The sequence below is a fragment of the Synechococcus sp. O70.2 genome, from assembly GCF_047462135.1.
Lineage (GTDB): Bacteria > Cyanobacteriota > Cyanobacteriia > Thermostichales > Thermostichaceae > Thermostichus.
Map to the genome: position 1 here is coordinate 165,780 of NZ_JANSIS010000002.1, position 17,411 is coordinate 183,190.

Annotated in this window: 19 protein-coding genes and 1 pseudogene; 8 read left to right on the forward strand and 12 right to left on the reverse strand. The window is 60.8% G+C overall.

Going from position 1 to position 17,411, the window contains the following annotated elements:
• Positions 1-651 (forward strand): ABC transporter ATP-binding protein, encoded by a 651-nt coding sequence (locus NW812_RS03315; protein ID WP_414394040.1) that lies wholly within the window; start codon positions 1-3, stop codon positions 649-651.
• Here NW812_RS03315 and NW812_RS03320 read toward each other — a convergent pair.
• Positions 642-1,736 carry a murein hydrolase activator EnvC family protein gene (locus NW812_RS03320; protein WP_414394042.1) on the reverse strand — a complete coding sequence of 365 codons (1,095 nt, stop codon included), beginning with the start codon at positions 1,734-1,736 and terminating at the stop codon, positions 642-644. The two genes, NW812_RS03315 and NW812_RS03320, sit on opposite strands and share 10 nt — an antisense overlap.
• 301 nt (positions 1,737-2,037) lie before the next feature.
• Here NW812_RS03320 and NW812_RS03325 point away from each other — a divergent pair, with 301 nt between their 5' ends.
• From NW812_RS03325 to NW812_RS03335, 3 genes are read left to right on the forward strand one after another with little or no spacing between them, the layout of a single operon-like run.
• The gene (locus tag NW812_RS03325; protein WP_414394044.1) at positions 2,038-2,670 is read left to right on the forward strand and encodes a bifunctional 4-hydroxy-2-oxoglutarate aldolase/2-dehydro-3-deoxy-phosphogluconate aldolase; all 633 of its coding nucleotides are present in this window, start codon (positions 2,038-2,040) and stop codon (positions 2,668-2,670) included.
• A gap of 27 nt (positions 2,671-2,697) precedes the next feature.
• Positions 2,698-3,204, forward strand: coding sequence for an rRNA maturation RNase YbeY (gene ybeY, locus NW812_RS03330; RefSeq protein ID WP_414394046.1), 507 nt, complete (start codon positions 2,698-2,700; stop codon positions 3,202-3,204).
• Positions 3,205-3,241: 37 nt separating this feature from the next.
• The gene (locus NW812_RS03335) at positions 3,242-3,685 is read left to right on the forward strand and encodes a diacylglycerol kinase family protein (RefSeq protein WP_414394048.1); all 444 of its coding nucleotides are present in this window, start codon (positions 3,242-3,244) and stop codon (positions 3,683-3,685) included.
• Here NW812_RS03335 and NW812_RS03340 read toward each other — a convergent pair.
• The 3 genes from NW812_RS03340 to purB form a co-directional block, all read right to left on the reverse strand.
• Positions 3,682-5,049, reverse strand: coding sequence for an FAD-binding oxidoreductase (locus tag NW812_RS03340; protein WP_414394049.1), 1,368 nt, complete (start codon positions 5,047-5,049; stop codon positions 3,682-3,684). The two genes, NW812_RS03335 and NW812_RS03340, sit on opposite strands and share 4 nt — an antisense overlap.
• Positions 5,050-5,135: 86 nt before the next feature.
• A complete protein-coding gene (locus tag NW812_RS03345) occupies positions 5,136-6,116 on the reverse strand; it encodes an aspartate carbamoyltransferase catalytic subunit (RefSeq protein ID WP_414394051.1) in 981 nt (326 codons plus the stop codon).
• Positions 6,117-6,125: 9 nt separating this feature from the next.
• Entirely contained in the window at positions 6,126-7,421 is a 1,296-nt protein-coding gene (gene purB, locus NW812_RS03350; protein ID WP_414394053.1) for an adenylosuccinate lyase, read from the reverse strand.
• A 148-nt stretch (positions 7,422-7,569) separates the two neighbouring features.
• Between purB and NW812_RS03355 the strand changes: the two genes are divergently transcribed.
• Together NW812_RS03355 and NW812_RS03360 are read left to right on the forward strand one after the other, a co-directional pair.
• Positions 7,570-8,151: a Uma2 family endonuclease gene (locus NW812_RS03355; RefSeq protein ID WP_414394055.1), complete on the forward strand. Its 582-nt coding sequence runs from the start codon at positions 7,570-7,572 to the stop codon at positions 8,149-8,151.
• An 81-nt stretch (positions 8,152-8,232) separates the two neighbouring features.
• Positions 8,233-8,712: a tetratricopeptide repeat protein gene (locus NW812_RS03360; RefSeq protein ID WP_414394057.1), complete on the forward strand. Its 480-nt coding sequence runs from the start codon at positions 8,233-8,235 to the stop codon at positions 8,710-8,712.
• Positions 8,713-8,726: 14 nt separating this feature from the next.
• Here NW812_RS03360 and lipB read toward each other — a convergent pair whose 3' ends face one another.
• A complete protein-coding gene (gene lipB, locus NW812_RS03365; RefSeq protein ID WP_414394059.1) occupies positions 8,727-9,443 on the reverse strand; it encodes a lipoyl(octanoyl) transferase LipB in 717 nt (238 codons plus the stop codon).
• Between the two features lie 79 nt (positions 9,444-9,522).
• Positions 9,523-9,855 (reverse strand): thioredoxin, encoded by a 333-nt coding sequence (trxA, locus tag NW812_RS03370; protein WP_414394061.1) that lies wholly within the window; start codon positions 9,853-9,855, stop codon positions 9,523-9,525.
• 189 nt (positions 9,856-10,044) lie between these two features.
• Here trxA and NW812_RS03375 point away from each other — a divergent pair, with 189 nt between their 5' ends.
• Entirely contained in the window at positions 10,045-11,301 is a 1,257-nt protein-coding gene (locus NW812_RS03375) for a hypothetical protein (protein ID WP_414394063.1), read from the forward strand.
• Here the strand turns inward: NW812_RS03375 and NW812_RS03380 are convergent.
• The 5 genes and pseudogenes from NW812_RS03380 to NW812_RS03400 form a co-directional block, all read right to left on the reverse strand.
• Positions 11,276-13,057 (reverse strand): SulP family inorganic anion transporter, encoded by a 1,782-nt coding sequence (locus tag NW812_RS03380; RefSeq protein WP_414394065.1) that lies wholly within the window; start codon positions 13,055-13,057, stop codon positions 11,276-11,278. The genes NW812_RS03375 and NW812_RS03380 overlap by 26 nt on opposite strands.
• On the reverse strand, positions 13,054-13,635 hold the full coding sequence (locus NW812_RS03385) for a rhodanese-like domain-containing protein (protein ID WP_414394067.1): 582 nt from the start codon (positions 13,633-13,635) through the stop codon (positions 13,054-13,056). Before NW812_RS03385 ends, NW812_RS03380 begins: the two co-directional genes overlap by 4 nt.
• 19 nt (positions 13,636-13,654) lie before the next feature.
• On the reverse strand, positions 13,655-13,825 hold the full coding sequence (locus NW812_RS03390) for a DUF29 family protein (RefSeq protein WP_414394069.1): 171 nt from the start codon (positions 13,823-13,825) through the stop codon (positions 13,655-13,657).
• Positions 13,826-13,967: 142 nt separating this feature from the next.
• A pseudogene (locus NW812_RS03395) lies at positions 13,968-14,123 on the reverse strand (DUF29 family protein); the annotation flags it as partial.
• A 72-nt stretch (positions 14,124-14,195) separates the two neighbouring features.
• The gene (locus tag NW812_RS03400; protein WP_414394071.1) at positions 14,196-14,912 is read right to left on the reverse strand and encodes an MBL fold metallo-hydrolase; all 717 of its coding nucleotides are present in this window, start codon (positions 14,910-14,912) and stop codon (positions 14,196-14,198) included.
• Between the two features lie 108 nt (positions 14,913-15,020).
• Here NW812_RS03400 and NW812_RS03405 point away from each other — a divergent pair, with 108 nt between their 5' ends.
• On the forward strand, positions 15,021-15,428 hold the full coding sequence (locus NW812_RS03405) for an ArsR/SmtB family transcription factor (RefSeq protein ID WP_414394072.1): 408 nt from the start codon (positions 15,021-15,023) through the stop codon (positions 15,426-15,428).
• A 47-nt stretch (positions 15,429-15,475) separates the two neighbouring features.
• Here the strand turns inward: NW812_RS03405 and ilvD are convergent, their stop codons facing one another.
• Positions 15,476-17,173: a dihydroxy-acid dehydratase gene (gene ilvD / locus NW812_RS03410; protein WP_414394382.1), complete on the reverse strand. Its 1,698-nt coding sequence runs from the start codon at positions 17,171-17,173 to the stop codon at positions 15,476-15,478.
• Between the last annotated feature and the right edge of the window lie 238 nt (positions 17,174-17,411).

Below are 17,411 nucleotides of genomic sequence, written 5' to 3' on the forward strand. Positions count from 1 at the left end.
ATGTTGCAGGTGCAGCACCTTTTCTACCATCCGGCAGCCCTTCCCCAGCCGATTCTTCGCGATCTCTCCTTTGAGCTGGGCTTGAACCAGTTGGGGCTGATTGTGGGCAAAAGTGGGGCTGGCAAAAGCACCCTGCTGGAAATTTTGGCCGGCTTGGCGCGGCCCACACGCGGGCGGATTGCCTGGGGAGGAACAGAGCTCTCTCCTCAGCAGCTGCGCAGCCTGGCAGGGCTGGTGTTTCAGTTTCCTGAGCGGCACTTCTGTGGCCTGACGGTGCTGGAAGAAATGCGCTTTGGCCACCCGGAGCTGACCCCAAGGGAAGTTGAGAACGCCCTCAAACAAGTGGGACTAGAAGGGATCCCTCTCCAGAGCTCCCCCAACCGCCTCAGTGGCGGGCAACAGCGGCGCCTGGCCTTGGCGGTGCAGCTTGTTCGCGGCCCCCTTTTGCTGCTGCTGGATGAGCCGACAGCGGGGCTAGATTGGTCGGTGCGACAGCAGGTGATCGAGCTGTTGGCCCGGCTGAAATCCACTTGGACGGTGCTGGTGGTTTCCCACGACCCAGAGGAGCTGTCTTCTATTGCCGATGTGCGCTGGCTTTTGCAGGCGGGATCCCTGCAGCCCCTGCCGGCAGAGGCGTTGCTCTACAGATAGCGGCGGGGATCGACCGGCTGGCCGTTGACTCGCACCTCCAAGTGAACGTGGGGGCCGGTGGAGAGGCCGGTGGAGCCGGAAGCAGCAATGACTTGCCCGCGCTGAACCTTTTGGCCTACCCCTACGGTGATGCGGCTGTTGTGGGCGTAGAGGGTCGTGATACCGCCGCCGTGGTTGACAATGACCGTGTAGCCGTAGCCGCCGTACCAGCCGGCGTAGATGACGGTGCCTCGGTCTGACGCTCTCACGGGGGTGCCAGTGGGCACACCAAAATCGATCCCAGTGTGGAAGCGGCGGATGCCATAGATGGGGTGAACCCGCCAGCCGAAGCCGCTGGTGATCGGCCCGTGCACCGGTGGGATCAGCCGGCCTGTTCCCTGAACAGGATCCCTGCCCCCTCGCTGCTGAGCCTGTTGGGCGATCAGGTATTGGATGAGACGGGTCAGCTGTTGGGAGTCGGCTTCCAGACGCCGCTGGGCTGCCTCGTAGGCAGCACGCTCTTTGGCCAAGCGGCTTATGAGCTGCTCTTGGAGGGCAGCCTGCTGCTGCAGTTGGTTTTTCTGAGCCGCCAGCTCCTGCAGGATTAGGGAGATCTCGTTGCGCTGCGCCTCCAGGGCAATGCGCTGTTGCTCCACCTCCTTGGCCATCGCCTGCAGCTTTTGGATTAACTGCCGATCCGCCTCGATCAACAGTTGCAATTGGTGGCGGCGGTCAAAAAACTCGTTGAGGTCACGGCTGGTGAGCAGCAAAGCCCACCACTGTTCAGATCCCTGCCGCTGCATGTAGCGTAAGCGGGCAGCCGTACCCCGTTGCTGCCGTCTCAGGCGCTCTTCCAGCTCTTGCAACTCTTGCTGCGCTTGCTCTAGCCCTTTCTGGGCTTGCTCCAGCCGGTATTGGTTGTCCCGCAGGCTAACTTCGGTCTGTTGAAGGTTTCGCTGCAGGGATCCCATGCGGCGGCGGGCTTCTTCTTCGGCTTGGCGCAGCTCCCCAAGACGGCGCCGGGTGCGCTGGATTTGCTGTTGGATGTGCTGCTGCCGCTGTTGCAGTTGGTGGACACTCTGCGCCTGCGATGGAGCAACCCTCATCCATCCTCCCCACAGCAGGAGGGCCAGCAACCCCAGAATTGCCCATGCCTTTAGGCTGCTTGCCTTCCTCCTGAGACTCATCGCTCCCCCCACTCTCAGCAGCTACCGCCCCTAAAGATACCAAGGGCGGTCGTTTGCGACCTATCAGGCTACTGGCTGGTAAGGCAAAACCGGGCTCCAGTGCAGAAAATGGTGGTAAACCTAAGCTGGGCAACTGCAAAAGATGGCCTTCGAGAGTTCTGAACGCAGTTTCAGGAATGGGTCACAGCACCTCTGGCTACTTGACTTATGGCAGCAGCCCTTGATTGCCGTGATTCGCCTCTTGGCCAGCCACGCCCAAGCCCTGGCGGGGGCCACTCTGGCCATCCGAGCCGGGATCCGCCACATCGAAATCACCACGCAAGTTCCCCAGTATTTGCAGCTAGTTAGCCACCTGCGACGGGAGCACCCGCAGTGTTGGATAGGAGTGGGCACGGTCTTCAATCGGCAGATGGCAGAGCAAGCTTGGCAGGCAGGAGCCCAGTTCTGTGTTTGCCCCTTCACCGACGAGAACCTCATCCGCTGGGGCCAGGAGGTGGGGCTGCCCATCGTTGCCGGTGCGCTCACCCCCAGCGAGATCTGGAGAGCTTGGCAAGCAGGGGCAGCGGCAGTGAAGGTGTTTCCAGCAGAAAGCCTGGGAGGGCCCCGCTACTTGCGCCACCTCCAGCCAGTGCTGGGATCCCTGCCTTTGATCCCAACCGGCGGGGTTACCCTAGCCAATGCTGCGGAGTACTTGCGGGCAGGGGCCTGGGCCGTCGGCATTGCTGGGGATCTGTTCCCGGCGAAGTTGTTTAACGATAGCCAACAGAGGTTGGAAAATCGGCTACGGCAAGCGCTGGCGCAGCTTGTCGAACAGAGGAAGGCAGCCCCAGCTCCCAAGCCGAGCTTAACTTGAGCAAGCCAGTAGAATAGGGGGCATGGTGTGAGCGAGAGCTGCATGGAGGGGTTTCTGGATCTGTACCTGGAGCTGCAGGTCCCCAGCCCCATTGAGGAGGCCACTTGGCGACGTTGGTTTGAGGTTTGGTTGGGTAAGCTGGGGGTGACGGATCCCTGCGAACTCAGCCTCTGCCTTACTTCCGACGAACGCATTCGCCAGCTCAACCGCGAGTTTCGTCACATCGACGCCCCCACCGATGTGCTGGCCTTTGCCGCTGAGGAAATGGCTGCTCCTGTGGAGGTGCAGAAGCTAACAGGAGTGCGTCTACTGGGGGATATTGTGATTTCTGTGCCTACCGCCTGCGCCCAGGCCAAGGCGCAAGGACACTCACTATCCCACGAACTGGCCTGGCTAGCCAGTCACGGGCTGCTGCATCTTCTGGGGTGGGATCACCCCGATGAACTTTCCCTACAGCGCATGCTACAGCAACAGCAAAACCTGCTTGCTGCCATCCAAGAAGATCTGGAGGTGGCTCATGGCCGACAGCCCTAGTCGCTTTCCCTCGCCCCTGCGCTGGGCAGATGATTCTATGGCCCCGGTTGAGTCTCCAAGGGAGGATCCCTGGCGGCGCCCCCTTTCTTGGTGCGTGGCCACCAACCTGGGCAAGAGTTTTTACTATGCGGGCAGGGGCTTGCTGTACGCCGTTCGCACCCAGCGCAACTTTCGCATCCACCTCCTGGCAGCGGTGTTGGCCTTTGGCTTGGGCCTGGCCCTGCGGTTGAGCGCCGTGGAGATGGCCTTGATCAGCCTGACCAGTGGTCTGGTGATGGCTCTCGAGCTGGTGAATACTGCCCTAGAAGCAGTGGTGGATCTCACCTTGGGCAGTCGCTATCACCTGCTGGCAGAAGTTGCCAAAGACTGTGCTGCTGGGGCAGTGTTGGTGGCAGCGCTGGCTTCTGTGGCAGTGGCAGCTTGGCTGTTTCTCCCGCCCTTGCTGCTGCTATTGCCCCAGCATCTGCCTTCCCCCTTTTAAGCAGAGGCTCGGCCTTGCCAGGTGCGCGTCTTGCCCGGGTTGAGCAGCCCATAGGGATCCACCTCTTCTTTGAAACGGACCTGGCGCGGATCCATCACCTTGCGGCCTCCTTCTTCGAGGATGAAGGTGTGGGGGTTGGCGATGAACACTCCCTGGGCCTCGTGGTAGCGCATGATCTCGTTGAGCCGCTCTTCGGTGGTAAAGCGGACAATTTGGAGACCCACGGGGATGGCCTGTCCGCCAAGGCGAATCATTTCCAAGTGCATCAGCACTTCGTCGCCAAAGTACTCGTATAGATGCTGCACCAGCTTCAGCTCCCGGTCAGGCGGGAAAATCGACTGCAGATAGGTCAAATTGGGATCCACGCTGCGGCAGTGCAGAGTGGTGTGGTTCCAGGAAAATTCCCCCAGCGAGATCCCTTTGGCGGCCTCCTGGGCCGTTTTGTTGTAGACCACCTGGCCGCCATGCTCCCGGATGAGCTCTAGCAGCGGCTCCAGGCTGCATTCGGCCACCATCAACAGGGCTACAGCAGATCCCTCCGGCAAATAACCCCGTAGCGGCGCGAAATAGCTGGGGATCGGCCAAGCATGCAGGCTGATGAGTTTTTTTAGGATGCCATCGGCAGCGGCTAGAGCCTGGCCAAACCGGGCGCAGGGCATAAACCCCCCCTCAGGAGGGAAGGCTACAATCAGCTCTGCCCACGGGTAAGCCGGCGCCAGGGGGATCTCCACCTCGGTGATGATCCCGGTGAGGCCCCAGGCGTGGCTGACTTTGAACACGTCGTCTCCCCGCAGCTCCAGGATCCGCGGCTCTTCCTCCACCGTCACCACCCGCAGTCCTAGAATGTTTCCTCGATCCAGCAGTTGGCCGTAGGTAACGGAGCCAATGCCGCCGCTGCCCCCGGCAATGAAGCCGCCGATGGTGGCTGTGCGGTAGGTGGAAGGAGCCATGCGGATCTCCCAACCCATCTCGCGGGTGTGTTTGTCAATTGCAGCCAGCTTGATCCCTGCCTGCACCCGCGCTAGCCCCGGCTTGGCCCAGATCACCTGATTGAGCTTGCTCATCTCTAGGATCACGCCGCCAGCTAGGGGAATGCACTGGCCGTAGTTGCCAGTGCCCGCGCCCCGTACGGTGAGAGGAAGCCGCCACTTGGCACAGGCTGCTGCCACTCGCTGGACCTCTTGTTCGTTGGCTGGGCGCACCACCACATCCCCTCGCTTGTCGCTCAACTGCCGGCTGAGCACAGGGCTGTAGTGGTAAAAGTCCAGGGACAACTTGGCCACTTCTGACGGATCAGTAATGGTTTCAATGTCGGCCAGCTCCGAGAGCAAGCCCTGCAGCTTTTCAGCGGCGACAATGGTCATAGGAATCCTCTCTAGGGGTAAGGTCTTGATCCCATCATTACCAACAAGGAGCCGCCAGCAAGCCAGACTAGCGGTAGAGCTGGGCTCTAGGCTGGGATCCGCCCGCCCCCCATCAGGTACAGCAGCGCCATGCGCACCGCCACGCCGTGGGCAACCTGCCGCTCGATGAGGTTGAGGTCGGGGTCCTCCATCACCTCAGAACTGAGTTCGACGCCGCGGTTAACCGGACCGGGGTGTAAGACCCTTACTTCTGGGTGGCACAGGCGCAGCCGCTGCCGGGTGAGGCCGAAAAGGTGGTGGTATTCCTGCAAGCTGGGGAGGAGGAATTCGCTCATCCGCTCTTGCTGCAAGCGCAGGGCAATGACAAAGCGGGCTCCTTCCAGGGCTGGCTCCAACTGCCAGTGCACTGGCAGGGTATGGCCGGGCACAAACTGAGCAAAGTCTTTCGGCAGCAGGGTAGGTGGGCCGGCCAGGTGGACGTCTGCGCCAGCAGCCACCAGGGCGTAGATGTTGGAGCGAGCCACCCGCGAGTGGAGGATGTCGCCGACAATGGCCACTTTCACCCCCTGGAGCAGCTCGAGGCGAGGCCGCTGGGGATCCAGATGGCTACAGAGGGTAAACAGATCCAGCAGCCCTTGGGTGGGGTGTTCGTGCAGGCCGTCTCCCGCATTCAACACCCCCGTATGGGATCCGCGCCGGTCGATCTCGGCGGCCAACTGCTGCGGCACCCCGGCCTGGGCGTGGCGGACGATGAGCACGTCGGAGCCCATGGCCAAGAAGGTGCGAACTGTATCCAGAATGGTTTCCCCCTTGGCCAGGGAAGAAGTGCCGGGGGAAAAGTTGAGCACATCGGCTGACAGGCGCTTGGCCGCCAGCTCAAAGCTGCTGCGGGTGCGGGTGGAAGGCTCGAAAAACAGCGTCACTACCACCTTTCCCTGCAGGGTGGGCACCTTGGGCAGCCGCCGGGTCAACACTTCCTGAAAGCTGGCGGCGGTTTGCAAAACGATCTGGTATTCTTCCGGAGTAAAATCCGCCAGGCCCAAAACGTGCTGCCGCTGCCAAACCATAGGGGATCCTCAAATGCCTAGGCGGGCAAAGATCTCGTCTAGGTGGGTAAGGTGCCGCTGCGGGTCGAAGCAGGCCTGCAACTCCGCCTCGCTCAGGTGAGCCATCACCCGGGGATCTGCCAGCAAATTGGCGCGGAAATCCCCGCCAGGCTGGTTCCAGGCGCGGTGAGCATTCTCTTGGACAAGACGGTAGGCTTCCTCACGGCTCAAGCCCTTTTCCACTAAAGCCAAAAGCACCTGCTGGCTGAAGACAACACCGCCGTAGAGGGTGAGGTTGCGCTCCATGTTGGCAGGGTAAACCTGCAGGTGGCGCACCAGATCCGCCATGTTGACCAGCAGATAGTGGCAGAGAATGGAAGCATCGGGCAGGATCACCCGCTCCACCGAGCTGTGGGAGATGTCCCGCTCATGCCAGAGGGGGATGTTTTCCAGGGCCGAGAGGGCGTACCCCCTTAGCAGGCGGGCGATCCCTGTCAATTGTTCCGCTTTGATGGGGTTGCGCTTGTGAGGCATGGCGGAGGAGCCTTTTTGGCCGGGGGCAAAGTACTCTTCGGCCTCCAACACCTCCGTCCGCTGCAGGTGGCGGATCTCGGTGGCAAAGCGCTCCAGGGAAGACCCAATCAAGGCCAAAGTCTGCACATACTCAGCGTGGCGATCCCGAGAAATCACCTGGGTTGAGACCGTATCCGGCTTGAGGCCCAAGCGGGCGCAGGCCAATTGCTCCACCTGGGGAGGCACGTTGGCGTAGGTGCCCACAGCCCCAGAGATCTTGCCCACCGCCACCACCTCCCGCAGGCGCGCCAGGCGCTCCTGGTGGCGTAGGCACTCGGCTAGCCAGCCGGCCAGCTTGAAGCCAAAGGTGATGGGCTCAGCATGGACGCCGTGGGTGCGGCCAATCATGAGGGTGTAGCGGTGTTGCCGAGCTTGCTCACGCAGCGCAGCGATGAGATCCGCTAGGCGAGCTTGCAGGAGCTCCACAGAGGCCACTAGCTGCAGGGCCAGGGCTGTATCCAACACATCCGAGCTGGTCAGGCCTAGGTGGATGTAACGTCCCGCCTCACCCACGTGCTCGTTGAGATTGGTCAAGAAGGCGATGACGTCGTGCTTCACTTCCGCCTCAATTTCCAAAACCCGCGCTGGGTCAAAAGCGGCTTTGGCTTTGATCTCCTGCAGGGCCTCTTGAGGGATCCGCCCCAGCTCCGCCTGGGCTTCACAAACGGCCAGTTCTACCTGCAGCCAGGTTTGGAGCTTGTGGGCGGTGGACCAGATCTGGCCCATTTCCGGCAGAGTGTAGCGCTCGATCAAGGTGCCTTTTCCGTCAGTACGATAGGATAAGCCAAGCTATTCTAGCGTTTGGCCTCCCCGCTTGAGTTATCCCCGCAGCTTTGACCTACGCTGCCGCCAGACTGTTTAAGAGCGGGAAATTGACCTAGAAGCAACAGGGAGTTTGCAGATGACCCTTGGAGCTGCGCTAACCCAGGAAGGAAGATCTTGGACAGCGGAAGCTTTCATGGCGTTGTCCAAAGAGGGGCATCGCTATGAAGTTGTTGATGGAAAGCCAATTGATATGGGAAGCGCAGGGGCACTCCATGGTTATGTCTGCAGTCTCCTATTAGCGGCTTTAGCCTCCTACGTTTTGTCCAAGAAGCTGGGAGTCGTTTTAGATTCCAGCACTGCTTTTAAGATGAAGAGTGGCAATTGGCGCTCCCCTGACATTTCTTTTTTTGCCAAAGAACGCTTGCAGGGCATGACCGAACTGCCCACAGGATTTTTAGAGGGTGCCCCCGATCTGGCTGTTGAAGTGCTCTCTTCCGGCAATACAATCGAAGAAATTCATGACAAGCTGGTGGAGTACTTTGAAAATGGCAGCCGCCTGGTTTGGCTCGTCCACCCCATTGAGCACTACATCCTGGTGTATCGCAGCTCTGAAGAGCCCGATCGTCTCCTCAAATCGGTAGATCTTCTCGAGGGTGAAGAAGTCATTCCAGGATTTGCCCTACCCGTTTCTCATCTATTCCAGAAGCTTTCCTTTTAAGTCCAATTGAGGTTCAAGAGTTGCCCCTCTTGCCGACAGTTTATGCTGGAGTGGCTTGGGATCCTTAGCAGTGCAGAGCCAATGAAGCGTCGATTGGGAAGGGTGGCCCTGATCAGTTTCCTAACAGCATTCTTGGCTGCTGCCCCTGCTCTCTCTTGGCCAACTCCTGCTGAGAGCACTTCAGGCCCAAAAACGGCTTCTGAGTTCAACTGGCAGGGATCCCTCAAGTTGTTGCGGGGGGATCCGGTGGCGGCTTTGGCAGATCTGGATCGAGCAGTGCAGTTGGATCCCACCTATGCGCCGGCCTACGTGAACCGCAGCTACGTTTACAACTCCTTGCGCCAGCCCCAAGAAGCTCTGACCGATGCCGAGCGGGCCATCCAGTTGGATCCGGGGATCCCGGAAGCCTACTTCAGCCGTGGCGTAGCCCACCTGCAAATGGGGAAGCGAGAGGCCGCTATGGCCGACTTTCGCCAGGCGTTGGCTCTCTTTTCCAAAAGCGGCAACTTTGCCGATCAAACCATCATTCAGCAACTGCTGCGCCAATTGGGGGTGGAGTAAGCAACCGGCTAAGTTCAGCTTTCTTCCTTGCCCCCCAGCCACTCCTCTAGGGAAACTGCCTGGGCCTGCAGCCCGAAGACTTCACAAAAAGACTTCACCAGGACTGGGGCCACAGCAGCCATCGTCACCTCCGGACAAAACTGCACCAGGGATCCCACAGGTCGGTCAGGGATCCCACAGGGCACGATGGCCTCGAAGGCAGCTAGATCTGGACAAACGTTGAGGGCAAAGCCGTGGTAGGTGATCCAGCGGGAGACCTTGATGCCAATGGCGGCCACTTTGTGCCCTTCCACCCAAACCCCCGTTAGGCCAGGGATCCGCTCCCCCCTCAAGCCAAAGTAAGCCACAGTCTCGATGACCACCTGCTCCAGTTGGCGTAGGTACCAGTGGATATCCAGACAGTGGCGTTTGAGGTTGAGGATTGCATACCCCACCCACTGCCCTGGCCCGTGGTAGGTCACTTCGCCGCCCCGCTCCACCCGCAGGACCTCCGGCCCTTGTCCAGAAGGGGATTTTGGTTGGACAGCCGGGGATCCTATTGGTTCGGAGAGACTCTTGAGGAATCGGGGATCTGCTCCTGCCCCCAGGGTGTACACCGGCGGGTGGGTAAGCAACAGTAGCCCATCCGGTAGCTGGGGATTGCGGATCATCTGGGTCAGTCTGGTCTGCTGCCAAGCCCAGGCTTTGCGGTAGGGCACCTCTCCCGGCAGGTGGACGTGTAGAACTGGCACACCCAAATAGCCCTCAAGCCCTGGCAAAGACCTAGTGCCGCCTTCGCTGCCTATCCGGGAACTAGCCGTCGGCCGGGACCTAGCCTACCGACAGATTGACCTGCGCCCGCAGCCGCTCCACCAAGGCGCGAGGCTGCAGCAGTCCCTCGATGCGGTCAACCGGCCTCCCGTCCTTGAACAAGATTAGGGTCGGCACGGCGTAGATCCCCCAGCGAGCGGCAATGTTGGGGTACTTGTCTATATCTACCTTCACGAAAGCAATGGCGTCCCCCACCTGGGGCTTCACCTGCTCCAACACCTGCGCCATTACCTGACAGGGACCGCACCAGGTGGCGTAAAAATCCACCAGAATGGGAGTTTTGGATCCCTGGATCATGTCGTCAAAGCTTTTGAACCACTGTTTCTGGGCCATGGCAACCAAAGAATGCAACCTATTTGCAGTCTAAATGTTTGAGATGGAAATGTGGGTAGAGATTCTGCTACAGCTTGCTTTCGGCTTCCCGGTAGGAGGGCTAGGGCTTGGCCGGTACCTGTAGTCTAGGGAGCGAACTTGAAGGAAGGGAGAGGCTTTAGCAGGGCTTAACGAAGGAGTGAGATCCTGATGGCAACAATCCGGATGGTGAGCCGAGGTGTGGTGGCCGGGGTACTGGGTGGGATGCTCTTGAGCCTCTGGGGGATCGGGCGTTGGCTGTGGGATCCCTCGGCCTGGATCCAGGTGGCGGCTGGCCTGCTCTTGAGCGGGGGGACGTTGCTGTACTGGCTAAGAACCCGCCCCGCCGACTGCTTGGTGGTGGAGCCGCAGAGCTGGCGCCTCAACCGCCTCAGCCCCGACCGCTGGCTCATCCAGGCTGACTTCGTGGCCCGCAATCTCAACCCCCTTTTTGAGGTCACCTTGGCCCAGGTGGAGCCGCGACTGCATCTGCTCAGCACCAGCTCTGTCGAGGGGATCCATACCCAAATTCGCCTCCGCTCCCGTCACCCCGACTTGCCTCCTCGCCAAGACAACTACTGGCAGGCTTACATCATCACCCCCCAAAGCCAGACTGGCCTAGAAGTCGAGATTGAACTAGGGGGGGAAGGACTGGCAGATTTGCGCTCGGCCTGGCTGGAGCTGGACTACGTCCAGTACGGGCGGCAGCGGCGTACCCTCAAGACTAGCCACCTCATCTTGCCGCTGCAGGAAGTGGATCCCTTGGCGGAGCTGTGCTGGCAGCAGCAGGGACCGGTGAGTTGGGCTGCCATTCCCACCCATCTGCTCACCCCCAGCGATGACTTAGCCGAGGTGCTGCGTCGCTACGTGGGCCCCCACTTCCAACCCGGCGATGTCGTGGCCCTTTCCGAGAGTGCTGTAGCCATTGTGCAGGGCAACTTTCGCCATCCCCTGCAGGTGCAGCCTGGCTGGCTGGCTCGCACCCTGTGCTACTTCTTCCCCTCCAAGACCAGTCTCTCAAGCTGCTATGGCATGCAGACGCTCATTGACTGTTCGGGGGCCTGGCGAGTACTGGGGGCCTTTGTGGCGGGATCCCTGGCTAAGCTGCTGGGGATCCCAGGGGTGTTCTATGCCCTGGCAGGGGAGCAGGCGGATCTCATCGACGATGTCACCGGCACCTTGCCCCCCTATGACCAGTTCATTGTCTTGGGACCACGGGATCCAGCCAAGCTGGTGGCCGAGCTCCACGCCCAGACCGGCTACGAGGTGGCCATTGTGGATGCCAACGACCTGGGCGAAGTCAACGTCTTGGCGGCCAGCCCAGGTGTGGAGCGGGAGCTGGTGGAGCAGGCTCTGCGCAAGAACCCGGCGGGCAATGCGGCAGAGCAAACGCCGATTGTGCTCATCCGGAAGCGGCTGCCGGCATAGAGGTCACCTGGGATTTGAGAGCCTGCATCGCCTGGTGGGTGGACAAGAAGAAGCGCTCGGCGCCCACTTTCTCCACAAACCCCGCCATTTTGAGGCGATCCATCACCGGCCCCTTCACCTCGGCCAGGGCAAAGCCCACCCCCATTTGGCGCAGACGTTCCACCAACTGAGTCAGCACCTCCAAAGCGCTGCCGTCGATGAAGTTAATGGCGCTGGCCACCAGCAGCACCTGTTCCACTGCTGGCCGCGCTGCCACCTCTTGCAGCAGATACTCCTGCAGGTAGGCGGCGTTGGCAAAAAACAGGCTTTCATCCACCCGCACTGCCAGGATGCGCGGATCGGTAATCACCTCATGGCGCAGCACGTTGCGGTAGTGCTCGGTGCCAGGCACCTGGCCGACAATGGCGATGTGGGGACGGCTGGCCCGCCAGAGGAAGAGGAGGATAGACACCAGCACTCCCAGCCCAATCCCCGGCTCCACCCCGATCCCCAGCACGCTGGCAAAGGTAACCAACCAAACCAAGGCATCGCCGCGGTCGTAGCGCCAGCTCTGCAGCAAGGGGTGAAAATCCACCAGTCCCAGCACTGCCACCAGCACAATAGCTGCTAGGGTCGTCTGGGGCAGGAAGGTAAACAGAGGCATCAGCCAGCTCACTGCCAGGGCTATCAGGGATCCCGTCACCACCGAAGCCAGGCCGCTGTTGGCCCCGGCCTGAAAGTTAACTACTGAGCGGCTGATCCCGCCGGTTACGGGGTAGCCACCACTTGTGGCTGCGGCCAGGTTGGCCACCCCCAGGGCCACTAGATCCTGGTTGGGATCCACTTTCTGCCGCCGCTGGCTGGCCAGCGACTGACCTACCGCATAGCTTTCTGTAAAGCCCACCAAGCTAATGGCCAAGGCTGTGGGCAGCAAAGCTCGCCACTCTGGCCAGCTCAGCCAAGGGAAGGTCAGGGGGGGCAAACCCGCCGGAATGGATCCCACCACCGCCACTCCTGCTCTTTCCGAGAGGTTCAACCCCCACACCAGCAGCGTGGTCAGGAAGACGGCTCCCAGCGGCGCGCCCTTGGTGAGAAGTAGGCCCCAGAGGGGTGGGATCCCCCAGCGGCGCAGTTGAGCGGGGAGCTTCTGCTGGGCGTACACCAAGAGGGTGATGGCCAACAGCCCCAGCCCCAGAGTGACCCAGTTTACCCCCTCCAGGCTCTGCCAAAGCCGTTGCAGCAGCAGCCAGAAGGACTCGGTGTTGGCGATCTTCACCCCCAACAGATGGCGGAGCTGGCTGAAGGCGATGATTAGGGCTGCGGCGCTGCCAAAGGCCGTTACCACCGAGCGGCTCAAGAAATTGGCCAAAAACCCCAGCCGCAGTAGCCCTACCCCTACCTGGATCAGGCCCGCTTCTAGAGCCAAGCCCAGCGCCAACCGGCCATACTCCGGGCTGCTCGGCTCAGCCAGCGGCTCCAAGCCCGATGCCACCAGCAAGGAGATGATGGCCACCGGCCCCACCGACAAAGCCCGGCTGGATCCTAGAAAGCCGTAGGCGATGACCGGCAGGATAGCGGCGTAGAGACCTGTCTGGGGAGGCAGCCCGGCCAGCAGCGCATAGGCCATGCTCTGGGGCACTAGGAGAAGGGCTGTAACCAGTCCGGCCATGAGATCCCCTGGCAGATCCTCTGGCCGATACCGAAGCCACCACAAGGAATCCCTGGTAAAGGGCAGGTAGCGCGCCAGGATTCTCTGGGGGGAAGGGATCCCGCTCATAGGGCCTGACCTCGGTTCCAGGGCATGCGGGCCAAAAGCAGCGCCAGACCACAGGTGTTGGTGATCCCGGCAAACACCAGCCCAGCTCCCACAAAGCCGCTCAACACCAGCCAGGCCGGATGGACAAAGGCTCCCAGCAAGGTTCCGGTGAGCACCAGGGATCCCGCCGCAATTTGCACCTGCCGCATTAGCGAAATGGGCGCGTTGCGGGTGCGGGTGGTGGGCAGCTTGGCAGCCTTCCAAGCCTCAATCCCGCCTTTTAGACTAAGCACCTCCGGCCAGCCGTGGTCTAGCAACTGACAGGCAGCGCGGATGGAGCGACTGCCCATGCGACACTGCAACACTACCGGTTTTTCCGGCGTCGAGGCCGGCACCCTGGCCGGGTCAAAGGTAGAAAGAGGCATGTTGATCGCCCCTGGGATCCGCTCATCGGCATATTCTCCCGGCTCCCGCACATCGATGAGCTGTACCCGCCCTTGATCCAGCCACTGCTTTAAGGTCAGGGCGTCGATCTCCTTGAGACGGGGATCCCGTTCCTGCTGAGCGGAAGGCGTAGGATTTTGTCGGGCTACAGTCATCGGTTTCCTCCCCGGGTAACTAACCTTCTTCCTCAAGCAACCTGCTGGGCTCGCCAGGGTAAAACTGGCTATCCAGGATTTGCTCGGGAGCGTAAGGACACGTCTTGGGAAAAGTCTTTCTGGGCAGCTTGGTCTCTTCCAGGGCTAGCTGGAGCGCCCTCAGGTAAGACTTGGAGATGGCCTCCGGCAAATAGGGCCTCAGGCTTGGGCTTTCCTCCAGCAGATCCAGAACTTCCTACCGCTGCACCTGTAGGGTGAGAAGCCAGCTTACCGAATCTAGCCTGCGGCTGATACTCCCATTTCAGGAGGTGCCCCACCAAAACCCCCAGCTGGTTGCGCAGCTCTTGCCGCTGTTGCCTGCCCAACGATTCCATCTCCTCAATCCAATGGGGCAGGTCTAGCTTCTCCCAAGCCCGCTCCCGCAGAAATTGAGCTTGTTGCTGAGTCCAAGCATAGAAATCCTTCTCATAGAGACTTTCTGGATCCACTCTCAACCCTCCCCCTTCTGACCAGCCGGCTCAGAGAAGTCTAGCTAGCTCAGCAGGCTTTACAGCCTCCAACTAAACCGCTGCTGCCACTTGGCCGCACTGCTCGTTGGCGGGCAGGGCTTCCTGGATCTTTTTGGGCTGAGGCAGGTTGAGGCTATTCATCAAGGCGATGAAGCTCTCCCGCGAACGCAGCTTGCCCGTCTGTAGATCCACAAAGCGGGGGTTCCAGCGCTTCTCTTCGCCAATGGTGGAGACGGTGTGCCCACGGTAGTCGTGGCCGGGATAGACCAGCGTCTCGTCTGGCAGGGTAAACAGGTGCTGCGTAACGTGGTCGTACATCAGGCCGGGATCTCCACTTTGGAAATCCGTGCGCCCACAGCCGCGAATGAGCAAGGAGTCTCCGGTGAGAACGCGATCCCCATGGACGCGGTAGCTCATGTGGCTGTCGGTGTGGCCCAGGGTGGCGATGGCCTCGATGGTGATGGATCCCACCTGCAGCGTTTCCCCGTGGCCAATGAAGCGGTCGGCACATTGGGCTTTGGCCTGGGCTGGCACCACCCCTCGGCAGCCGGTCAACTCGCGCAGCTTGCCCGTGCCGGTGATGTGGTCGGCGTGAACGTGGGTCTCGAGACAGTACTTCAACGTCAGACCCAGCTCTCGAATTAACTTCAAGTCCCGCTCCACCTGCTCCAACACGGGATCCACCAGCGCGGCCTCGCGGGTGTTTGGGTCTGCAACTAAGTAGGTGTAAGTGCTCGTCTCGGCGTCGAACAGTTGGCGAAATAGCATGTTACCCTTCTGTTTGTTGGCAAAGACCTGAACATAGCTTGGGCCTCTAGGAACACTATATAACCATTTAGTGTTAAAATCAAGCCAGCACAGCCCTCAAGACGGTCTATGGATGGGGACGAGCTCGCGAAAGGCGGCAAAGACGAGCGCCAGTTGACCCTGACGCCAGAAGTGCTGACCAGCGTGGCGGAGTACTTCAAGGTTTTGGCGGAGCCCAGCCGCCTGCAGATCCTGTGTCAGTTGCGCTCGGGGCCCAAGAACGTCACCCAAATCCTAGAGGCCACTGGCATGGGCCAGGCCAACGTTTCTAAACATCTCAAGATCCTGGCGCAGGCAGGGATCGTCAGCCGCGAGCCCAAGGGCGTGAGTGTCTACTACCAAATTGCGGATCCCGTCTGTTTTGAGCTGTGCGAGGTGGTGTGCAGGCAGTTGATCAAGCGGCTTAAGCAGCAAGCTCGGCAATGGGAGCCGCTGGCGGCCCTTCACTCCAGCAGGCTGAGCAGCGAGAGCTCTTGAGGGGGTAGTGCCAGGAGAAAGCCCAGCAGCCCGAACTCCCCTCTCGTCTAATCCCACAAGTTCAGATCGGTCACCGCCCCCAGGCTGCTGCTGGAGACCAGCTTGGCATACTTGGCCAGAATACCTCGTTTGTAGCGGGGCTCGGGCGGAACCCAGCGGGCGCGGCGGCTGGCCAGCTCCTCTTCGCTGACATGCAGGTGGAGGAGGCGAGCAGGGGCATCGATAGTGATCAGATCCCCTTCTTCCACAAGGGCAATGGGGCCGCCTACATAGGCCTCAGGAGCCACATGGCCCACCACCATGCCGTAGGTGCCGCCAGAGAAGCGGCCATCGGTAATCAACCCCACGCTATCTCCTAGACCAGCGCCGATGATGGCCGAAGTGGGGGAGAGCATCTCCCGCATGCCAGGGCCGCCCTTAGGGCCCTCGTAGCGGATCACCACTACGTCCCCTGGTCGAATCTGGCCGGCGAGGATAGCCTCCAGACAGGACTCTTCCGAGTTGAAGACCCGCGCTGGCCCCGTGATCTTCGGATTCTTGACGCCGCTGATCTTGGCCACTGCCCCTTCAGGCGCGAGGTTGCCTTTGAGGATGGCTATGTGCCCTTGGGGGTAAAGGGGGCTATGCCAGGGGCGAATCACCTCTTGATCTGGGCTGGGCTCGTCCGGCACGTCCCGCAAGACTTCGGCAATTGTTTGTCCAGAGATGGTGAGGCAGTCGCCGTGCAGCAAGCCGTGGTTGAGCAGGATCTTCATCACTTGCGGGATCCCGCCGGCCCGGTGCAGATCAGTGGTTACAAACCGGCCCGAGGGCTTGAGGTCACAGAGAACAGGCACGCGGGCGCGGATGGTCTCAAAGTCATCCAGCGTCAGGGGCACCTCTGCGGCGTGGGCAATGGCCAGGAAGTGGAGCACGGCGTTGGTGGATCCCCCTACGGCCATGATGACCGAAATGGCGTTCTCGATGCTCTGGCGGGTGATGATGTCCCGCGGCCGGATATTAGCTTTGATGGCCTCGGCTAAGACTTTGGCCGATTGAGCGGCACTTTCGGCCTTCTCTTCGTCCTCTGCCGCCATGGTGGAGGAATAGGGCAGGCTCATGCCCATAGCCTCAAAGGCGCTGGACATGGTGTTGGCCGTGTACATGCCGCCGCAGGATCCGGCACCGGGGCAGGCGTGGCGCTCGACTGCCAGCAGCTCTTCCTCAGAGATGCGGCCAGCACTGTACTCCCCTACCGCTTCAAAGGCGCTGACAATGGTGAGGTCGCGGCCATTGTAGTGGCCGGGCTTGATGGTGCCGCCATAGACGAAGATGGAGGGCACGTTGAGGCGGGCCATGGCGATCATCGCCCCCGGCATGTTCTTGTCGCAGCCGCCGATGGCCAAGAGACCATCCATGCTCTGGCCGTTGACCACCGTCTCGATGGAATCGGCAATCACCTCCCGCGACACCAGGGAGTATTTCATCCCCTCGGTGCCCATGGAAATACCGTCGCTGATGGTGATGGTGCCGAAGACTTGAGGCATGCAGCCGGCCTCCCTCAGGGCAGCTTCAGCCCGCTCGGCCAAGGCTTGGATCCCGATGTTGCAAGGGGTGATGGTGCTGTGGGCGTTGGCGATGCCGACAATGGGCTTGCCGAAATCCTCATCGCGGAAGCCCACTGCCCTGAGCATGGCGCGGTTGGGAGAGCGCTGCACTCCCTGGGTGACGACTTGGCTGCGCAGTGGAGAAGGAGGGTTGGCCATCATGGAACAGAGCGGGACGACAAGCCCCCGCTGGGATAAGTAGAACCCATCCTACCGCTCTGAAAGACTTATACAACGCTGGACAAAAGCGGACTTTTGCTCCAGGTTGACGCTTTCTCCCTGCTTCCACGACCCGTAGCTAGTGGCAGAGTTTACCTCTACTACCCCGCCAGAGGGATCTCCACAGGCGTAACTTCCCCGCGATCGCGATAGCGGGCCGTAGGCCTTGCTGCAGGTA